Annotated in this window: 15 protein-coding genes and 2 tRNA genes; 3 read left to right on the top strand and 14 right to left on the bottom strand. The window is 62.2% G+C overall.

What is annotated here, in order from left to right; all coding sequences use genetic code 11:
• Positions 1–62: 62 nt before the first annotated feature.
• The 14 genes from ATN37_RS31885 to dnaA all read right to left on the bottom strand — a co-directional run bounded on the left by ATN37_RS31885 (position 63) and on the right by dnaA (position 17,264).
• Positions 63–1,172 (bottom strand): hypothetical protein, encoded by a 1,110-nt coding sequence (locus tag ATN37_RS31885; protein ID WP_165638547.1) that lies wholly within the window; start codon positions 1,170–1,172, stop codon positions 63–65.
• Positions 1,173–1,458: 286 nt separating this feature from the next.
• Positions 1,459–1,531: transfer RNA gene (locus tag ATN37_RS31880), tRNA-Ala, on the bottom strand.
• 176 nt (positions 1,532–1,707) lie between these two features.
• Positions 1,708–1,781 (bottom strand) — tRNA-Ile (locus ATN37_RS31875).
• A gap of 75 nt (positions 1,782–1,856) precedes the next feature.
• Positions 1,857–3,251, bottom strand: coding sequence for a DUF3566 domain-containing protein (locus tag ATN37_RS31870; protein WP_218696097.1), 1,395 nt, complete (start codon positions 3,249–3,251; stop codon positions 1,857–1,859).
• On the bottom strand, positions 3,251–5,782 hold the full coding sequence (gene gyrA, locus ATN37_RS31865; RefSeq protein WP_047272672.1) for a DNA gyrase subunit A: 2,532 nt from the start codon (positions 5,780–5,782) through the stop codon (positions 3,251–3,253). The genes ATN37_RS31870 and gyrA overlap by 1 nt, the downstream gene beginning before the upstream one ends.
• 86 nt (positions 5,783–5,868) lie before the next feature.
• The gene (gene gyrB, locus ATN37_RS31860; protein ID WP_218696096.1) at positions 5,869–7,905 is read right to left on the bottom strand and encodes a DNA topoisomerase (ATP-hydrolyzing) subunit B; all 2,037 of its coding nucleotides are present in this window, start codon (positions 7,903–7,905) and stop codon (positions 5,869–5,871) included.
• 197 nt (positions 7,906–8,102) lie between these two features.
• Complete coding sequence (locus ATN37_RS31855) at positions 8,103–9,026, bottom strand: alpha/beta fold hydrolase (protein WP_063315340.1); 924 nt, start codon at positions 9,024–9,026, stop codon at positions 8,103–8,105.
• Between the two features lie 28 nt (positions 9,027–9,054).
• Positions 9,055–10,176, bottom strand: a complete 1,122-nt coding sequence (locus ATN37_RS31850; protein WP_064075711.1) for a PDR/VanB family oxidoreductase — start codon at positions 10,174–10,176, stop codon at positions 9,055–9,057.
• A complete protein-coding gene (locus tag ATN37_RS31845) occupies positions 10,176–11,087 on the bottom strand; it encodes a metal-dependent hydrolase (protein ID WP_007729174.1) in 912 nt (303 codons plus the stop codon). The genes ATN37_RS31850 and ATN37_RS31845 overlap by 1 nt, the downstream gene beginning before the upstream one ends.
• 124 nt (positions 11,088–11,211) lie before the next feature.
• Positions 11,212–11,757, bottom strand: a complete 546-nt coding sequence (locus ATN37_RS31840; protein ID WP_003942471.1) for a DUF721 family protein — start codon at positions 11,755–11,757, stop codon at positions 11,212–11,214.
• A complete protein-coding gene (gene recF, locus ATN37_RS31835; protein ID WP_054828073.1) occupies positions 11,750–12,979 on the bottom strand; it encodes a DNA replication/repair protein RecF in 1,230 nt (409 codons plus the stop codon). The genes ATN37_RS31840 and recF overlap by 8 nt, the downstream gene beginning before the upstream one ends.
• Positions 12,980–13,888, bottom strand: a complete 909-nt coding sequence (gene gnd, locus ATN37_RS31830) for a phosphogluconate dehydrogenase (NAD(+)-dependent, decarboxylating) (RefSeq protein ID WP_030536719.1) — start codon at positions 13,886–13,888, stop codon at positions 12,980–12,982.
• A gap of 44 nt (positions 13,889–13,932) precedes the next feature.
• Complete coding sequence (gene dnaN / locus ATN37_RS31825) at positions 13,933–15,117, bottom strand: DNA polymerase III subunit beta (protein WP_218696095.1); 1,185 nt, start codon at positions 15,115–15,117, stop codon at positions 13,933–13,935.
• Between the two features lie 584 nt (positions 15,118–15,701).
• Positions 15,702–17,264 (bottom strand): chromosomal replication initiator protein DnaA, encoded by a 1,563-nt coding sequence (dnaA, locus tag ATN37_RS31820; protein ID WP_003942491.1) that lies wholly within the window; start codon positions 17,262–17,264, stop codon positions 15,702–15,704.
• A gap of 780 nt (positions 17,265–18,044) precedes the next feature.
• On the opposite strand from dnaA, the gene rpmH reads away from it, so the two are divergent.
• The 3 genes from rpmH to yidD are packed head-to-tail and all read left to right on the top strand — an operon-like array spanning position 18,045 to position 18,972.
• Positions 18,045–18,188, top strand: a complete 144-nt coding sequence (rpmH, locus tag ATN37_RS31815; protein ID WP_003942540.1) for a 50S ribosomal protein L34 — start codon at positions 18,045–18,047, stop codon at positions 18,186–18,188.
• Positions 18,189–18,214: 26 nt separating this feature from the next.
• Positions 18,215–18,595 (top strand): ribonuclease P protein component, encoded by a 381-nt coding sequence (gene rnpA, locus ATN37_RS31810; protein ID WP_003942450.1) that lies wholly within the window; start codon positions 18,215–18,217, stop codon positions 18,593–18,595.
• Positions 18,592–18,972 carry a membrane protein insertion efficiency factor YidD gene (gene yidD / locus ATN37_RS31805; RefSeq protein WP_007729147.1) on the top strand — a complete coding sequence of 127 codons (381 nt, stop codon included), beginning with the start codon at positions 18,592–18,594 and terminating at the stop codon, positions 18,970–18,972. The genes rnpA and yidD overlap by 4 nt, the downstream gene beginning before the upstream one ends.
• Positions 18,973–18,976: the final 4 nt, after the last annotated feature.

Raw genomic sequence — 18,976 nt, 5'->3', positions numbered from 1 at the left:
GCCGGAATCGTATGCGCCCCGTGCCCGAATCAGGTCACGAAGCGCACACGCGTCCAGTCTGTTTACGGGGCGAAGCGCAAAATCGCGGCAACTGCGCCGCCGCCCGGAATGTCCTCCGCGCGAACAGCGAGCACCCGTGCACCCGTCAGGAGCGCACGACGAGCGATCTCGTCGACGACCCCGTAGGTGCTTCCGTTAGTCGACTCACCGGTCGTGAGAGCGCCCGTCTGGGGATCGAGACTTCCGGGTACGACGGAATCGATGTCGATGAAAACGGTGTCGACCTGTCCGTACGTCGCGGCTGTTGCCACGTCGGCGACGTCGGTTTGAGTGCGACCTTGTTCCGTGCGCACATTGAAGGTGTCCCGCACCGCCGCCAGCTGCTCGGCATGGAAGTCGTCGAGCGCCGGACGCGAACCGTCCGCCACTTCCTGCGTCGACAAGGCTTCGGGGTTTCCCTCGACGGTTTTGTCGACCAGGTGGCGGTACGAATTCACGGAGCGATACACCGACGCGATGGGTTCCGCAGCGGCCAGAATCAAGGGGACGTCACGGCCGGCGAGCACACCGCGGACCTCGTGATCGACTGCGCGGGCGTACTGATTGACGCGCAACTTTCGGCTGTCCGACCCCGACAACCGACCCGCTTCGGTACGGCTGTTGATTGACGACTTGCCCGCGTGATCCGCAGCGTTCTTCGGCATTCCCTGAACACGGACCTCGTCGGCCGGCTGATCGGCAGCGATCTCGATCAGTCGCACCGAACCCTCTGCCAGAGCGAGAACAAACGCCGTCTGGGGGAACGTCACCGAACGGAGCAGTGGCTTGAGATGAAACCGATCGCTGACCGTTTCGAGCGCCTGCAGACGGTTGGGGAGGCGGAAGGTCACCAGACGCTCCGGCGTCGCGTACGTGACCAATGAGCGCGACTGGAAGCGCCAGAAATCGTCGTCGTCGTCGAGCTCTGCGTATTCGGCCTCGAACAGCTTGCGCTCGGCCGGATCCTCCACCGATGCGAGTGCCGAGCGGACCTGGTCTTTGAAGGCTATGCGCGCTTTGTCGTAATCCTGCGGCGCATCTTCAGTCGGAGTAACGATGGTGATGCAGGTGGGCCCCTCCACCTCCGCGAGTGCGGCAATTTCACCGTGGCTGGGAATGTCGTTGTGAAGCACTACGAACCTCCTGAAATTGGGTTCTCCTCACGCTACGCCCGGCTGGTTATGACCACTAGACTTTCCGGAGAATTCGGGACGAACGGTCCATAGTGGGCGCGGTTCCGGCCACCCCACTCCGAGCGAACGGCATGTTCATCGCCTCCAGTGCGCCGAAAGTGCCGTTCGCTCAAAAACAGGGGGCACACAAGTCGGGCAAGCCGGGCACCGGCCGGGGCGAGCAGAGATCGGGTACATCGGCATACAAAAACACCCTCCCGGATCCCGGGAGGGTGTTTTCTTACTGTGGAGCCTAGGAGATTCGAACTCCTGACATCTGCCTTGCAAAGGCAGCGCTCTACCAACTGAGCTAAGGCCCCGTTCGGTTTTCTGACCGGAGTCAGAGTACCTAGGTTCTATCCTGTTTCCAAATCGTGCCAAACCTTGTCTCCGCGCTGACTTTTGATCAGCTTGGTGACCCCGAGAGCTACCAGAATTCCGGCCCCGACAAGCAGGAAAACCTTCATTCCAGCAACCCTTCTTCGGCACATGGGAGTGGGCCTAGGAGGACTTGAACCTCCGACCTCTTCATTATCAGTAAAGCGCTCTAACCACCTGAGCTATAGGCCCCTGAACCGATTCCAAAGATTACCCCACCGGGCCGCTGACACCAAAACGGGCCCGGCGGAGCAATGTTTTCGCAGGTCAGTCGCGGTCGGCGAGAGTTACCTCGACGCCGCCAACCAGGTCGCTGCAGAGGTTGTAGATGAACGATCCGATCGTGACGAGTGCCGTGAAAAGCACCATGTTCGCGATACCGATCAGTGCGGCGTAGCCGAACACCTGGCCGGCCGTCACCAGACCGTCGGAGCCGCCGTCGGCAACGATGTCGGTGAACGCGTTGTTCAGGCGATCCCAGACGCCCATGCCGTCGAGAACGACGTAGAGCAGTCCGACGGCCACCATCCACACGAAGAACAGCGACACCGAGATCACGGATGTGATCTTGAGCGTGGACCACGGGTCGATACGACGGATCTGGACCGTTGCGCGCAGTGGCGCACCGTCCACGACCGAAGCCGATACGGCGTGAGTTTTCTCACCCTTCACCGCAGCAGGCAACGGATGCTTGGCCTCGGAGAGGTCAGGCATGTCCTTGGGTAGATCCTTGCGATCGATGTGCCGAGTCGGCCCGTCGATCGCGGCGGCTTTTGCTTTCGGATTAGCGACCGTGGGATTGGCGACCGTGGCGTTTGCAGCCTTGGGATTTGTGCCCGAGGGTGTAACAGCCTTGGCTGCTGCCGCGCCGGCGACGCCACCGGTAGCTGCGGCAGCCGCCGTTCCCGTCACGACGGGACGTGCCGACGGGTTGCCGGCAGGACGACCCGTCGGTGCACCGGCAGCGGGACGACCCGATTGCGGCTGTCCCTTCGGCGCACCACCCTGCGCGGGGTTTTTGGCCGGACCACCCTGCGCCGGACCACCCTGCGCAGGGCCTGCCGCTGCAGGACGCTGCGGACCCGCAGGCGGCTTACCCCCGGCAGGAGCTGCCGGACGACCCGCAGGAGCACCAGCGCCGGCTGGGCGCGTGATGTTGGTCTGCGGCTGACTTTGCGGCGCCTGACTTTGCGGTGGCTGAGTCTTCGACGCCGGGGCTTTGGACGCCGGGTTCTGAGCAGCCGGGTTCTGAGCTGGCTGCCCCTGCGGCTGACCCGACGGCTGGGGTCCGCGTTGCCACGGCGGCGCCTGGCTGCCACGAGCCTGATTGGCAACCGGTTGCGGCGGAGCCTGACCGTCACCCTTTGCCGGAGTTACCGGCGCAGCCGGAGCCACTGAAGGAGCGGAAGGAGCTTGACCCTTGGCCGCACCCGCGGCGTCGGAAGCCCCACCCGCCGGCTTCTGAGCCGACGGGCCGCGAGGCGGCTCCGGTGCCTTGGGCGCCGGAGCTGCCTCGGAAGCTTTGGGTCCGCCGTCCGCTGGAGCTGCAGGTTTCGAGGTCTGCGGCCCCGCCGGAGCAGTTGCCTGCTCCGGCTTCGGTGGCGTCGAACCTGAAGTGCTTTCGCTCTTCTGGTCACTGCCCGGCTGGTTGGGAGTGCTCACTAGGACTCCTTAGCTCCATCGGCATTGTCTGCGTTGTCGGTGGTCTCTGCAGCGAGCTCTTCGGGCTCGTCGGCGTTGCGCGCAATCGCGAGCAGTGTGTCGCCTTCGCCGAGGTTCATCAGACGCACGCCCTTGGTCTGGCGTCCCGCCTTACGAACCTGCTTGGCAGCCGTCCTGATGACGCCGCCGCCCGAGGTGATCGCGTACAGCTCGTCGTCGTCGTCGACGATGAGCGCACCGACCAGAGTGCCACGTTTCTTGTCGTACTGAATCGTGAGCACGCCCTTGCCGCCGCGACCCTGCACCGGGTAGTCCTCCATGCCGGTTCGCTTGGAGTAACCGCCCGACGTGGCGACCAGGAGGAATGTTCCTTCACGAACGACGTTGAGCGAGAGCAGCTCGTCGTCACCGTTGAAACGCATGCCCTGGACACCGGAAGTGGCGCGGCCCATCGGACGCAGTGCCTCATCGGTGGCCGAGAAGCGGATCGACTGGCCCTGTGCCGAGACGAGAAGCAGGTCGTCTTCGGCGGAGCAGAGGACAGCGCCGACCAGTTCGTCTTCACCGCGCAGGTTGATGGCGACGATGCCGCCGCTGCGGTTGGAGTCGAAGTCGGTGAGCTTGGACTTCTTGACCAGACCGTTGCGAGTGGCGAGCACCAGGTAGGGCGCGTCTTCGTAGGTCTTGATCTGGATGACGGACTGGATGCGCTCGTCCGGCTGGAATGCCAGCAGGTTGGCAACGTGCTGACCGCGAGCTGTACGGCTCGCCTCGGGCAACTCGTAAGCCTTCGCGCGGTAGACGCGGCCCTTCGTGGTGAAGAACAGCAGCCAGTCGTGCGTCGACGTGACGAAGAAGTGCGAGACGATGTCGTCCTGCTTGAGGCCGGCACCCTGAACACCCTTGCCGCCGCGCTTCTGCGAGCGGTACAGGTCGGTCTTGGTGCGCTTGGCGTAACCGGTCTCGGTGATCGTGACGACGACGTCTTCGCGGGCGATCAGATCCTCGTCGTTGACGTCTCCGTCGGCGGCGATGATGCGGGTACGACGGTCGTCGCCGTACTTGTCGACGATTTCCTTGAGCTCGTCACGAACGATCGCGCGCTGACGCTCCGGGCGAGCCAGAATGTCTTCGAGGTCCGCGATTTCGAGTTCGATCTCGGCCAACTCGTCGACGATCTTCTGACGCTCGAGGGCGGCCAGACGACGCAGCTGCATGCCGAGGATGGCGTCGGCCTGGATCTCGTCGACGTCGAGGAGTTCCATCAATCCGGCGCGAGCGATGTCGACGGTCTGCGACGCACGGATCAAGGCGATGACCTCGTCCAGAGCGTCGAGGGCCTTGACCAGACCGCGCAGGATGTGGGCGCGCTCCTGTGCCTTGCGAAGCAGGTACCTGGTACGACGAACGATGACCTCGAGCTGATGCGCCGTGTACAGACGGATCATCTGGTCGAGGCGCAGCGTGCGCGGCACTCCGTCGACGATGGAGAGCATGTTGCAGCCGAAGCTGGTCTGCAGCTGGGTGTGCTTGTAAAGGTTGTTCAGCACGACCTTGGCAACGGCGTCACGCTTGACGGTGACGACGATGCGCATGCCGACGCGGTCCGAGGACTCGTCGTGGATGTCGGAGATGCCACCGATCTTGGCGTCACGAACCTGCTCCGCGATGGAGGTGATCAGGTTGTCCGGGTTGACCTGGTAGGGCAGCTCGGTGATGACGATTGTGGTGCGGCCCTTGGCATCTTCTTCGATCTCGACGACGCCGCGCATACGAACGGAGCCACGGCCGGTGGTGTAGGCGTCCTGGATGCCCTGTCCACCGACGATGAGCCCGTGCGTGGGGAAGTCGGGTCCCTTGATGCGCTCCATGACGGCCGCGAGGGTGGCTTCCTCGTCCGCTTCGAAGTTGTCGAGCGCCCAGTAGATGGCCTCGGCAACTTCACGCAGGTTGTGCGGCGGAATGTTGGTGGCCATACCGACGGCGATGCCGTTGGAACCGTTGATCAGCAGGTTCGGGATACGGCTGGGCAGAACCGTCGGTTCCTGCGTCTTGCCGTCGTAGTTCGGGGTGAAATCGACTGTCTCGTGGTCGATTTCGCGCAGCATTTCCATCGCGAGCGGCGTGAGCCTGCACTCGGTGTAACGCATGGCGGCTGCGCCGTCGTTGCCGCGGGAGCCGAAGTTTCCCTGACCGTCGACTAGCGGGTAACGCAGCGACCACGGCTGGGCCATACGAACCAACGTGTCGTAGATCGAGGAGTCGCCGTGGGGGTGGTAGTTACCCATGGTCTCGGCGACCGGTCGGGCAGACTTCACGTATCCGCGGTCGGGGCGATATCCGTTGTCGTACATCGCGTAGAGCACGCGGCGGTGCACCGGCTTGAGTCCGTCGCGGACATCCGGCAGAGCGCGACCGACGATGACGCTCATGGCGTAGTCGATGTAGCTGTTCTGCATTTCCTGCTGGATGTCGACCGGTTCGATCCGGTCGTGTTGCGGACCGTCCGGTGGCAACGTGGTGTCGGTCATGAGCTCACTTTCTTAAAAGAGGGGGCAAGCCCCTGTGCGCGGAAAAGGAGTCCGGGGACTCCTCAACCGCTCACAGGGCCGCAGGCCTACACGTCGAGGAAACGAACGTCCCGGGCATTGCGGGTGATGAAGCTGCGTCGTGCTTCGACGTCTTCGCCCATCAGCACGCTGAACAGCTCGTCGGCAGCAGCCGCGTCGTCGAGCGTGACGAGACGCAGAACGCGCACCGTCGGGTCCATCGTGGTTTCCCACAGCTCCTTGGCGTTCATCTCGCCGAGGCCTTTGTAGCGCTGGATGCCGTCGTCCTTGTTGATCTTCTTGCCGGACTCGAGGCCGGCCTTGACCATCGCGTCGCGCTCGCGGTCGGAGTACGCGAATTCCGGCTGCGCACCCTTCTGCCACTTGAGCTTGTACAGCGGCGGCTGCGCGAGGTAGACCTTGCCGTGCTCGACGAGCGGCCGCATGAAGCGGAACAGCAGCGTGAGCAGCAGCGTTGCGATGTGCTGACCGTCGACGTCGGCGTCGGCCATGAGCACGATCTTGTGATAGCGCAGCTTGGCGATGTCGAACTCGTCGTGGATGCCCGTGCCGAACGCGGTGATGATCGACTGGACTTCGGTGTTCTTGAGGACGCGATCGATACGCGCCTTCTCGACGTTGATGATCTTTCCGCGAAGCGGGAGGATCGCCTGGTACATCGAGTCTCGGCCGGACTTGGCCGAGCCGCCTGCGGAGTCGCCCTCCACGATGTAGATCTCGGACTTCTCCGGATCGTTGGAGCGGCAATCGGCGAGCTTGCCTGGCAGGCCACCGAGGTCGGTCGCACTCTTACGACGGACCAGCTCACGCGCCTTACGTGCGGCGACACGGGCCTGCGCCGACGAAACAGCCTTGTTCACAATGGTTTTCGCGTCGGCGGGGTTCGCCTCGAACCAGTGCGCGAGGTGCTCGTTGCACGCCTTCTGCACGAAGGACTTGACCTCGGTATTGCCGAGCTTGGTCTTGGTCTGACCCTCGAACTGGGGTTCACCGACCTTCACCGAGATGATGGCCGCGAGTCCTTCACGGATGTCGTCACCGGTGAGCTTGGGATCTTTGTCCTTGAGCAGCTTCTTTTCGAGCGCGTACTTGTTGACCGTTGCGGTCAGTGCGGCGCGGAAGCCCTCTTCGTGGGTACCACCCTCGTGGGTGTTGATCGTGTTGGCGAAGGTGTGCACGGACTCCGAGTAGCCGGAGTTCCACTGCATTGCGACCTCGAGCTCGTGGCCGGTGCCCTTGGCGGTGAATCCGACGACCGAGTTGTGGATCGGGGTCTTGCTCTTGTTGATGTGCCGGACGTAGTCCTCGAGTCCACCGGGGTAGTGGTAGATACGGGTCTTGGACTTACGCGGCGCTGCCTGAGCAGCTTCTTCGGCTTCTTCGGCAGCAGACTTGGGAGCCTCGGCCACCTCGGCAGCTTCGTCGTCGATGACCTCGGCGCGCTCGTCGGTCAGCGTGATGGTCAGGCCCTTGTTGAGGAAGGCCATTTCCTGCAGACGACGCGCAACGGTCTCGAAGTTGTAGCGGGTGGTCTCGAAGATCTCGGGATCGGCCCAGAAACTGACGGTGGTGCCGGTCTCCGTCGTCGGGTCGCCCTGTACGAGCTCTCCCGGCTTGGAATCGGTGTACGTCTGCTGCCACCGGTAGCCGTCGACCTTGATGTCGACGTCGAGCCGGGTGGAGAGCGCGTTGACCACCGAGATACCGACGCCGTGCAGACCACCGGAGACGGCGTAGGAGTCGGAGTCGAACTTGCCGCCGGCGTGCAGCTGGGTCAGCACGACCTCGACGGTGGGAACTCCGGAGGCGTGCATGCCGACCGGGATGCCACGGCCGTCGTCGATGACGCGGATTCCGCCGTCTTCGAGGAGGGTGACCTCGACCTTGGTGGCGTGTCCGGCCATCGCCTCGTCGACCGAGTTGTCGACGACCTCCCAAATGAGGTGGTGCAGACCGCGTTCACCGGTGGAACCGATGTACATGCCTGGACGCTTACGTACCGCCTCGAGTCCTTCGAGGACGGTGATGGACGACGCGTTGTAGTCCTTGCTGGAAGTGCTTGTATCTGACTTCTGGGCAGCCACGGGTGGGTAGCTCTCCTTCTCCGTCAATACTCGAGCGCAGCCGTCAGCAAGCCCTTGCGGGTGTCGTCGGAGCGGGTTCGAGAATGTTGCCGCTAGTTACCGTTGACCATCTTACTGGTAAGCACCGACTAGAAGCGGCCAATGACACCCCTGGCTGCGCCGCAGACGAATTTTTACGATCCCCGGAAGGTGAAACGCTAGGAACTTTGCTTCTCCGAGCGACGCTCTCTCAGGCTCGCGATAAATGCCCGCGCATGTTCGGCAACCTCGCCCGGATGTGAAAACGGTGACCAGTGTCCCGCGGCAATTTCACGTCGCTGCAGGTCGGAGGCCCATTTTTCGGTGTCTTCGTATCCCACCGGACGAACGGCTTTGTCGTACTTGTTCAGAATGAGCTGAACAGGCACGTCCGTGTACCGATCCCGCGGCTTGCCGAGAGACGGCCGGATGTTAGCGCGATAAAGCTTGAGTCCGTTCACCATGTCGTCGGCGATGGTGGGCGCGGTGTTGACCACACGGGGGTCCAGACCGTCGAAGAAGCCCAGAAATGCCGGCCAGTGCTTGGAGAACCACAGACGCAACGGAAGGGTGCACAGCCCGGGAATCTGGAACAGAACGGTGTAGGCCGACGCAATTCCCTGCGCCGCCGGGCCGAGGAAACGACGCTTGGACGCGCTCGCCCGGATCCACTTGCCGAGATGATCGAGATTGGGGCCCGAGATGGACGAGAACGACGCGATCTTCTCTTCGGCACCCGGCTCGCAGACCGCTTCCCACGTTTCGACGGATCCCCAGTCGTGCGCGAGGACGTGCACCGGCTTGCCCGGGCTGACCGCGTCGATGACGGCAAAAAGATCGCCGGCCAGTGCGCTCAGTTGGTAGTCCTGCACCCTCGAGGGGATTGTGCTCTCACCGGCCCCGCGGCTGTCGTAGCTGACGACGCGGAAGTCGTCTGCCAGCAAAGGCACGATGCGGTTCCACAGTTCATGGGTGTCGGGCCAACCATGCACCAGGACGATGGTCTCGCCGTCCGCCTTGCCCTGCTCGAACACGGCCAGGCTGACGGAACCGTTGGTCACGCGACGCGCGGTCACGGCATGGACAGGAGAGTGCTTCGACATTGTCGAACCCTTCGGAGTCGGGAAATATCTAGAGATCGAGAACGAGACGTCCACCGTCGGAACGGGATACGCAGATGAGCATCTCCGTTTCCTGTTCGGTGTCGGTCAGACGCCTTTCGCGGTGATCGGGTTTACCCGCGAGCACCTTCACACGACAGGTTCCGCAGAAACCCTGCTGACACGAGTACCCGACACCGGGCAATGCCTTCTTGATGACGTCGAGCGCGGACTCGTCGGCGGGCACGGCGAGTACCTGACCCGAATTGACAAGCTGCACTTCGAATTCCTTGCCGTCGATCACCGGCGGAGCCCCGAACCGCTCGAAATGCAAAGCGGTGGAGGGTGTATCGCGGAAACCGCGGCGGACGGCATCGAGCATCGGCGTCGGGCCACAGCAGTACACGGCGCCGCCGACCGGCGCTCGTCCGAGAAGGTCTGTGGTGGTGGGCAATCCGAACTCGTCGTCCGGGCGCACGAAGACACGCTCGGGATCCCAGGTTGCGATCTCGTCGAGGAACGGCATGGATTCACGGGAGCGGCCCGAGTACACGAAGTACCAGTCCATCCCCAATTCTCTTGCCGCACGGACCATTGCGATGATCGGCGTGATACCGATGCCGCCGGCGACGAACAACGCGCTGCCTTCTCCGACAAACGGGAAGCCGTTGCGTGGTCCGCGTACCGTGACGTGCTCACCGGGCTGGAGAGCGTGCATCTCGATGGAACCGCCACCGCCGTCGGGGATCCGGCGCACCGCGACGCTGTACCCCGTGCGGTCGGCAGGGTCGCCGCACAGCGAATACTGACGCCGCAGACCCGAAGGTAGATGGAAGTCCAGGTGCGAACCCGGATGCCACGGCGGAATCGGTGAGCCGTCCGCGGATTCGAAGCGCAGGCGAACGACGTTCTCGTCGGTCGCCACCACCTCACGCGTACTGACCACCATGTTCATGGCCGTGTCGGGGTTGTGGCCAGCGATCTCGGGGTTGTAGTCGTAGGCCGTCAACACCCGAAGGTACTTGTCCGCCAATAACTCCGTGATGCGCATGGCACGGTCGGGACGGTTCTTTCCGGACAAATCGGGTGGCGCCGGAAAACGCGGCAACCCGTCGTGCCCGGAGATGACGTCCTTGACCCTCGAGAGTGAAATCACCGTGCAGCCGCCTGAGCTGCGGGTGACGACGCCAGGTACTGCACCGCCTGGGCGGTCGAGCCCTCGTTACTGGGGTGATAGGACTTGCTGAAGTAGGTCGACATCCGCTTGACCAGCTCGAACGACGTGGGAACTGTGCCGCGCTTACCGGCCGCGATGAAATCGGACAGGTGGGGGCGTCGACGGCTGGGAGCCTGAGCGGCAAGCTCGGGATCGTTGCGCATCAAGAACCGGGTACCGCGAATCCACAGCCACACGATTGCGGGCGTGACGAGGATCTGGGTACGGATCCGGCGGGTCTCACGCTTGTCGAAGTAGCGCATGACGTCGTACGCGACGGCTCGGTGTTCGACTTCTTCGGCGCCGTGCCAGCGAAGGAGATCAAGCATGGTCGGGTGCATGCCGGCTTTGTCCAGCCCCTTGGCGTTGAGCACCCAGTCGCCGAGGAAAGCAGTGATGTGTTCGATGGCCGCGATGATCGCCAAGCGCTCCACCAGGTGATTCTCGGCGCGCAGACCCGTCATCGGGCGCGGTCCGAGCAGTTTCGAGAATGCCCACTCCATCTGCTGGGTGTACGGCGTCGGATCGAGGCCGTTTTCCTTGAGATGGACGAGGACACCCGAGTGCGCGTTGGAGTGCATCGCCTCTTGGCCGATGAATCCGACGACGTCCTCACGGAGTTTCTCGTCCTCGATCAGAGGAAGAGCTTCCTTGAAGGTCTCGACAAACCATTCCTCACCGGCGGGGAGGAGAAGGTGAAGCACGTTGAGAACGTGTGTGCTGAACGGATCGCCCGGAATCCAGTGCATGGGCAGATCGGACCAGTCGAACTCGACATTGCGAGCCTGCAACAGGATGTGATCCGGCTCGGCGAACGACGAAGCGGGTGTCGATATCTTCTGCGACATCTAGCTACTCCTTCATGCCTGCCGATCGGTGGGGAACGACAGCCTTGTGACACAGTTCACTCACTAGCGAGTTTTAACTGTAACACGAAGTAATAGGTAGAACCAGGGCCTGGTTGAGTTTTCCTCAGCCGTACGTATCGCGAGGTCCGCGGCCTTTCACATGCCTTTCTCCCTTGCGCCAGCTAGGCGCACTCGGACCGGTGATCCGCAGTGTCTTCACGACGCCGTCACCGACGGCAGCAGCGATCTTGGCCAGAATCTGGGACTGCATCATGCGCAACTGGGTAGCCCACGCCGTCGACTCGGCGGAGATGCTGAGAACACCTTCTTTCAGAGAAATCGGCTCGGCGTGCGCGGAGATGTCTTCTCCGACGACCTGCGGCCACCGACCGAGGACCGTGCCCTCGGACACCTTGGGGGACCACCCACGCGATTTGGAGATAGCGCTGGTGAGAGCACCGAACGGCTGAGGGTCCCGCGCATCCGGGCCGGGGCCGGACCAACCGCTGCGTCGACGCGGTCGGCCACTTCCGTATTTGGGCGACGATCGCCCCTGCCCGACGGCCTTGCCGTTGGCCTTTGCCGTCGCGCGTGCCTCCTCGAGGGCACGGCGCGCCAGATCGATCCCTTTGAGCTCGGGCTCCGGAGCCGCGCTGCTGTCTTCAGTCATCGAACTCGACCTCCTGATCTGTCGAGCCTACGGGCACTATCCGGGATATCCGACCGTCTCCGGTATCGGAGGCTTCGACGCCGAACTTGGCCGCCTCGAGTTCGTCCGGTACGTCCTCGGGAACAGCAGCTGTGATCAGTACCTGTTCTGCGGTGGCGGCAACGGTGGCGAGCGCACGACGGCGACGACGGTCCAATTCCGCGAAGACATCGTCGAGCATCAGGACCGGGTCGCTGCCGTCCGCGCGCAACAGAGCAAAACCTGCCAGTCTCAGCGAAAGCGCAAAAGACCACGATTCACCATGGCTGGCAAAACCTTTCGCCGGACTGTCGCCGAGAATCAGCTCCAGGTCGTCCCGATGCGGACCGACCAGACACACTCCGCGATCGATTTCCTTCGACCTCATCTGCGCCAACTCGAGATGGAATCTCTCCTCGAGGTATGCAACGTCGTCGATACCGGAAATCCTTGCAGGATCGGTGAATTCGGGATCCAACGAGGACCCCAGACTGCTCTTGTATCGAATCGACGCCGGCCGGGATTCGGGTGCGATGGAACGATACGACTCCGCCAGATGCGGCGCCAGATCATGGACCAACTCGAGGCGCCCGGCCAACAATTGTGCGCCGTGAGCGGCCAGATGCCCGTCCCACACCTCGAGGGTGGAGAGGACGTTGTCGGACTCGCCACCACGAGAACCGCGACGCAAAGCCGCACCGGCAGTTTTGAGTAGGGCTGAGCGCTGACGCAGAACTTTGTCGTAATCCGCACGGACAGCAGCCATTCGGGGTATCCGGGACGTCAACAACTCGTCGAGATAGCGTCGACGATCGCCAGGATCACCGCGAACCAACGACAGGTCTTCCGGCGCGAACATCACCGACTGCAGAATCCCCAGCACTTCCCGCGGACGACGCGTCGGAGACTGATTTATCCTGGCGCGGTTGGACTTTCCCTCGATCAGTTCGACGTCGATGGTCAGTTCACGCCCGTTGTTGACCACCGTTGCACCGGCAAAAGCACTGGCGGAACCGCTGCGGATCATCGGTGCATCCGTGGACACTCGATGAGACGACAGCGTCGACAGATACCCGAGTGACTCGAGGACGTTCGTCTTACCGTGCCCGTTGGAACCGAGGAACACGGTTGTTCCCGGCGTGAGGTCAAGCGTCAGCGAATCCCAGGATCGGAAGTCACGCAGCGAAAATCTACGAACGAACACTTAGCTTCCAGAAGCCGAATTCTTGGGCGAGGCGCTCTTGACGGCGTGACCACCGAACTGATTGCGCAAGGCCGACACCGCCTTCATGGCCGGTGAATCATCCTGTCGTGAAGCAAATCTCGCGAACAGAGCAGCGGAGATGACGGGAGCGGGGACCGCGTGCTTGATAGCTTCCTCGACCGTCCAGCGGCCCTCACCGGAATCCTCGGTATAGCCCGTGATCTGCGCAAGCTCCGGATCCTCCTCGAGGGCGTCGACAAGCAGATCGAGCAACCACGAACGTACGACGGTTCCCTTCGACCAAGCTCGGAGCACGCCCGGAACGTCCGCGATCAGGCTTTCCGCCTCGAGGAGCTCGTACCCCTCGGCATACGCCTGCATCAGGCCGTATTCGATGCCGTTGTGCACCATCTTCGCGTAATGACCAGCACCGACGGGGCCGGCGTGGACAAAGCCGTCTGCAGCGTCGCCGTCGGGGCGCAGAGCGTCGAAGATCGGCATTGCCTTCGCCACGTCGGTCTCGGATCCGCCCACCATCAGGCCGTATCCGTTCTCACGGCCCCAGATGCCACCGGAGACACCGCAGTCGAGAAAACCGATCCCACGGGCGCCCAGAAGCTCGGCATGGACAGTATCGTCGGTGTAACGCGAGTTCCCACCGTCGATGACCAGATCGCCACCCTCGAGGGCATCCGCCAGCTCGGCAATGGTGCTCTGGGTGATGTCACCGGCCGGAACCATCACCCAGACGACTCGAGGTCCCTCGAGGGAAGCAGCGAGTTCGGCAAGTGACCCGACATCGGTGACTTCCGGTCGAGGGTCGTATCCGATCACCTCGAGGCCATGCGCGCGCAAGCGCTCACGCATGTTGAAGCCCATCTTGCCGAGACCTACGAGTCCGATCTTCATACTGTTCTCCCTGGTCAGGCGCGAACTGAAGTGCGGGGTTCCACTCAGCCCGGAAGGCGAACCGGCATCAGCAGGTACGTGTACTCGCTCGAGGGCGCAGCGAAGTTACCGGACTCGTCTGCCGTGGGCTCTTCCTCGGCCGCGGGGCGAAGAACAGCCGGACGGCTGGGAGTGGTGAAGCCGAACAGAACGTTTTCGCTGTGAAGCGAGTTCAACCCGTCGATCAGGTAACCGGGGTTGAACGCAATGGTGAGTGCTTCGCCCTGGAACGACGCGTTGAGCGTCTCTTCCGCGCGGCCGGCGTCGTCGCCACCCGCAGAGAGGAGCAGGCCGTCAGCGGAGAACTGCATGCGAACCTGTGCGCCACGCTCGGCGACGAGTGCTACACGCTTGATGGCTTCGATGAGAGGCGTGACCTCGACCGTTGCCATCGCGGTGTGCTGAGCAGGCAGCAACTGACGGAACTTCGGGAACTCGGCGTCGAGGAGGCGCGTCGTGGTGCGGCGTCCGTCGTTGACGATGCCGAGGAGTCCGTCGTTTCCGATGGTCGTACCGGAGCCGAGAGCCAACTCGACCGGCGAATTTGCATTGCCGGCAAGCGTTTTCGCGGACTCGGACAAAGTCTTGGCCGGGATGAGAACAGCAGCTTGGACGTCGGGATTGGCCGGAGTCCACTCGAGTTCACGTACGGCGAGACGGAAGCGGTCGGTAGCGGCGAGGACGATCGAATTCTGTTCGATCTCGACACGGATACCCGTGAGCATCGGAAGGGTGTCGTCCTTGCCGGCTGCAACAGCTACCTGGCTGATGGCTTCGGAGAACAGGTCGACGGGAATGGACCCGGACTGCTGCGGAAGCGTCGGAAGCTGGGGGTAGTCCTCGACCGGCATCGTGGGCAGGGAGAACTTGGAGCTTCCGCACGAGATGAGCACGCGAGTGCCCTCGAGGGTCACATCGACCGGCTTGTTGGGAAGCGACTTGGTGATATCTGCGAGGAGGCGACCGGAGACGAGTGCCTGACCTGCAGTTGTGACATCTGCCGAGACACGGACCTGCGCGGATACCTCGTAGTCGAACCCGGAAACGGTGAGGCCGGCTTCGGTTGCGTCGAGAAGAACTCCGCCGAGAACCGGCACGGGCGGCCTCGAGGGCAGGCTACGAGCAACCCACGCTACTGAATCAGCGAACTCTTCCCGGGAAACGCGAAACTTCAGGCTTCCAAGCTCCATCGCCGGGTTATTCCTCTCGGTAGGCATGTTCGTCTGCTGCGGATCTGCATCAGCTCACTTGAAGTCTGACACAGACCAAGCGATGCCCACCGTATGCCCTCGAGGGCGCAAGTGGAAAGCCGAAGCCGCGGCGAGCGCAGCCTGAGGCGAGGTTCTCCACAGGAGTTGTCCCCAGAACTATTTTCAAAGAGCTTTTCCTAGGAAATTCTCAGTAGTAGTAATAAGTCCTGTGCAATCTGTGGAGCAACGGTTGTCGACGCTGGTAGGTCCCCTCGAGGGCCTGTGCACTTCTCGAGGACAGACTCGAGGACCAATCGACCCCCTCTGTGCACTCTCTGAAAGTTTTCGGATTCCTCCTCGAGAACTCCACAGACTTTCGGAGTTATCAACACACTTATCCACAGATGTGAATACTTTTCACAAGAAACGAAGAGTTTGTTCTCATCGGCGTGTCTGACTCCGGCGTGTCGTCCCTCGAGGTGACCAACCGCCCTCGAGGGGACCGCACGTGGAACCCTTCGAATACACCGATGCCGCTCGAGGGAACCTCTGCCTCGAGCGGCATCGATCGAAATAAGTGCAGGTCAACGCTTGGAGCGCTGCTTGATCCTTGCGGTCAACTCCTGAACCTGGTCGTACACCTTGCGGCGTTCCGTCATTTCCTTACGGATCTTCTTGTCGGCGTACATGACCGTCGTGTGGTCACGGCCGAACGTCTGACCGATCTTCGGCAAGGACAAATCAGTGAGCTCACGGCACAAATACATCGAGATCTGGCGGGCCTGAGCGAGTGGCCGGGCCTTACCCGGCCCACACAGGTCGTCGATCGACATGTTGAAGTATTCGGCCGTCACCGCCATGATCGTCGCCGCGTTGATCTCGAGGCTCGACGAATCGGGCATCAGATCGCGCAGGACCACCTCGGCCAACGTCAGATCCAACGGCTGGCGGTTGAGCGAGGCAAAAGCGGTGACGCGGATCAACGCGCCCTCGAGTTCACGAATGTTGCGCTCGATACGGCTGGCGATCAACTCGAGGACGTCGTGCGGGACCTCGAGGCGATCCATCCTCGCCTTCTTGCTCAGAATCGCGATACGCGTCTCGAGCTCAGGCGGCTGAACGTCGGTGATCAGGCCCCATTCGAAGCGCGTCCGCAGACGCTCCTCGAGGGTTGCCAACTGTTTGGGCGGACGGTCCGAGGAAACGACGATCTGCTTGTTCGCGTTGTGCAAGGTGTTGAAGGTATGGAAGAACTCCTCCTGAATACCTTCCTTGCCTTCGATGAACTGGATGTCGTCGACCAGCAGGACATCCGTTTCCCGGTAGCGACGCTTGAACGCGACCTTGCGGTCGTCACGAAGACTGTTGATGAAGTCGTTGGTGAATTCTTCGGTCGAGACGTACTTGACCCGCATGCCGGGGAACAGTCGCTGTGCGTAGTGGCCGGCGGCGTGAAGAAGGTGCGTCTTGCCCAGGCCCGAAGCTCCCCAGATGAACAAGGGGTTGTAGGCACGCGCCGGCGCCTCCGCGATCGCGACGGCAGCGGCATGAGCGAATCGGTTGGACGATCCGATCACAAAAGTGTCGAAGGTGTACTTCGCATTGAGGCTGTTGGCGCCGGACCCCGAAGCAGAAGGAGTAGCGGGCGGCTTCGTGAAGTACGACGGCCACGATTCGTGAACGCTCGCGAGTGCTTCGCGGTCGTCGTCGACTTCTTCGGTCTCGGCAGTCTCGGAGTCCGAAGGTTCGCCGTCGCCTTCGGTGAATCTGCGCCGACGGTATGCGCCCGATGAGTTGACCGACTCGAACTGACGGCTGCCCGTGCGCTCCTCGACCGGTTCGGCGGGTGCGTCGGCATCGTCTTCGAGTGCGATGCGGACACCGAGTCCCTCGACCTGGCCGCCGAGGTGGCGTCCGAGTGCCTGCAGGATCGGCTCGCGTAGATCGCGCTCGATCGTCTCTTGAGCAAATGGCGATGGAACCGAGAGGAGTGCAAAACCCTGAGCAAGTGTAAGAGGCCTCACCAGACGGACAAATGCCTTCTGCTTGCTGCTCAAAGCCGGAAGATTACTTCCGGGGTCATCACTCGTGAGTTCTGCAACCACGTCGACCCAGACCCGTGCGAGCGCGTTGGGATCGTCGTTCACGTGGTTCCTTCCCGTGTTTCGCCGACAGTGGGTGTGCTGCAGCTGCCGAGCGTATGGCTGCGGCGTCGAATGATTCGGTGGATTACCACCCGGGGTGAGAACCCCGTAACAGGCTACGAATATGCCACCTGGGCTGTGTTTCCACACAATTATCCACAGATGTGGACAAACCTGCACTGAGTCGGTTTTTTCGTCAACCAAATTCGTCAAAGTGATCGAGAAATTGATCTACCTGCAACTTTGTCGGAACTCGAGGCGTTCGCCACTTGGTGTCGGGGATGCGTCAACACTCACAGCCCTGTGGATGAATGTGGAAACTCGGGATTCGGGGTCGCGTCCGGCGCTCGTGCCCGTATGTGCTGATGAGGCCTTGTCGAGAGCATGCGCCGGTGGAACTGTCCGGGTTGCCTTCGGGTCACCTGCAGTCCGTAGCGGAACTGTTGCCAAGGTCACACTTGCCGCCTCGCTCGAGGTCACGGCCGTATGCACACTGTGAATGGAATCTGCGGAATGATGTAAGTATCGGCGTGTCGCCGTGGTTGCCGCGGGAGGGCTCCGAATCGGGCTGGTTTGACCTTGGCAACGGTGGTAAGTAACCTCTAACGGTCACCCGCTGGTGGTGATCGCTTCGTGCTGGCTACATATGTCAGGTCGGAATGGTCTTCCAAGCCACAACGAGTGAAGCTGATTGTTCTGTACCTGTTGTATCCAAAGGCGCCGTAAGGCGTCGATCACTGAATGACGCCGGGAGGCGTCAATGAACTTCGAGGAGTGTTGACCGTGGCCAAGGGCAAGCGGACGTTCCAGCCGAATAATCGCCGCCGCGCGCGTGTTCACGGCTTCCGTCTTCGTATGCGTACCCGTGCGGGTCGTGCAATCGTTTCGGCGCGTCGCCGTAAGGGCCGCGATTCCCTCACCGCCTGATCTGATTTCGAGTTCAGGAGCTCGGGGTGTTGCCTGAGCCGTTCCGGTTGCGTCGCCACGCGGATTTCTCCGTGGCGGTGCGACGTGGACGTCGTATGGGAAGACGCGACCTTGTCGTGCACGCGTTCGATCGCGAGCAAGTAGAGGCGCTGGTAGTAACAAATCACGGTCCCCGGTTCGGGCTGATCGTGAGCAAGGCTGTCGGGCCGGCGGTGATTCGACATCGAGTCGCACGCCGGCTTCGTCATATCTGTGCAGATTTCGTCGGACAGGTTTCACCGGAGACAGACGTGGTTATCCGCGCACTTCCGGGTGCAGCTACCGCCAGTTCAGCCGAACTGGCCAAGCAGTTGCGCGGGGGCCTGACCAAAATGAACCTATTGGTGTCGGTAAGTGAAGAGCCATGAGTACTCCGCTCTCTGAGCAGATCGAGACTCCCAGAGCCTCCCGTGTCATCACGGTGTTGAAGGCTGTGCGTCGCGCTCCCGCCACTGTTCTCATCTTCTGTATCGAGTTGTACCGGACGTATGTGTCGCCCTTGAGGATGCCGACCTGCCGGTTCACCCCCACCTGCAGTGAATACGCAGTCGAAGCGCTGCGCACTCACGGGGCGATCAAAGGCCTTTTCTTGACTGTGGTGCGGTTGGCGAAGTGTGCCCCCTGGCATTCTGGAGGGTGGGACCCTGTCCCTGCCCGTCGTGACCGTGATGCGGGTAGCCGCCATAGCTGTCCGGAAGCACGCGCAGCGTGTCACAGTCCGACGGACGAACAGAGGAGTACTTAGAGCC

The sequence above is a fragment of the Rhodococcus sp. MH15 genome (genome assembly GCF_019266045.1).
In the GTDB taxonomy this organism is placed as follows: domain Bacteria; phylum Actinomycetota; class Actinomycetes; order Mycobacteriales; family Mycobacteriaceae; genus Rhodococcus_F; species Rhodococcus_F qingshengii.
Note: the sequence above shows the minus strand (reverse complement) of the source record. Positions and strands in the feature narration are given on the sequence as shown.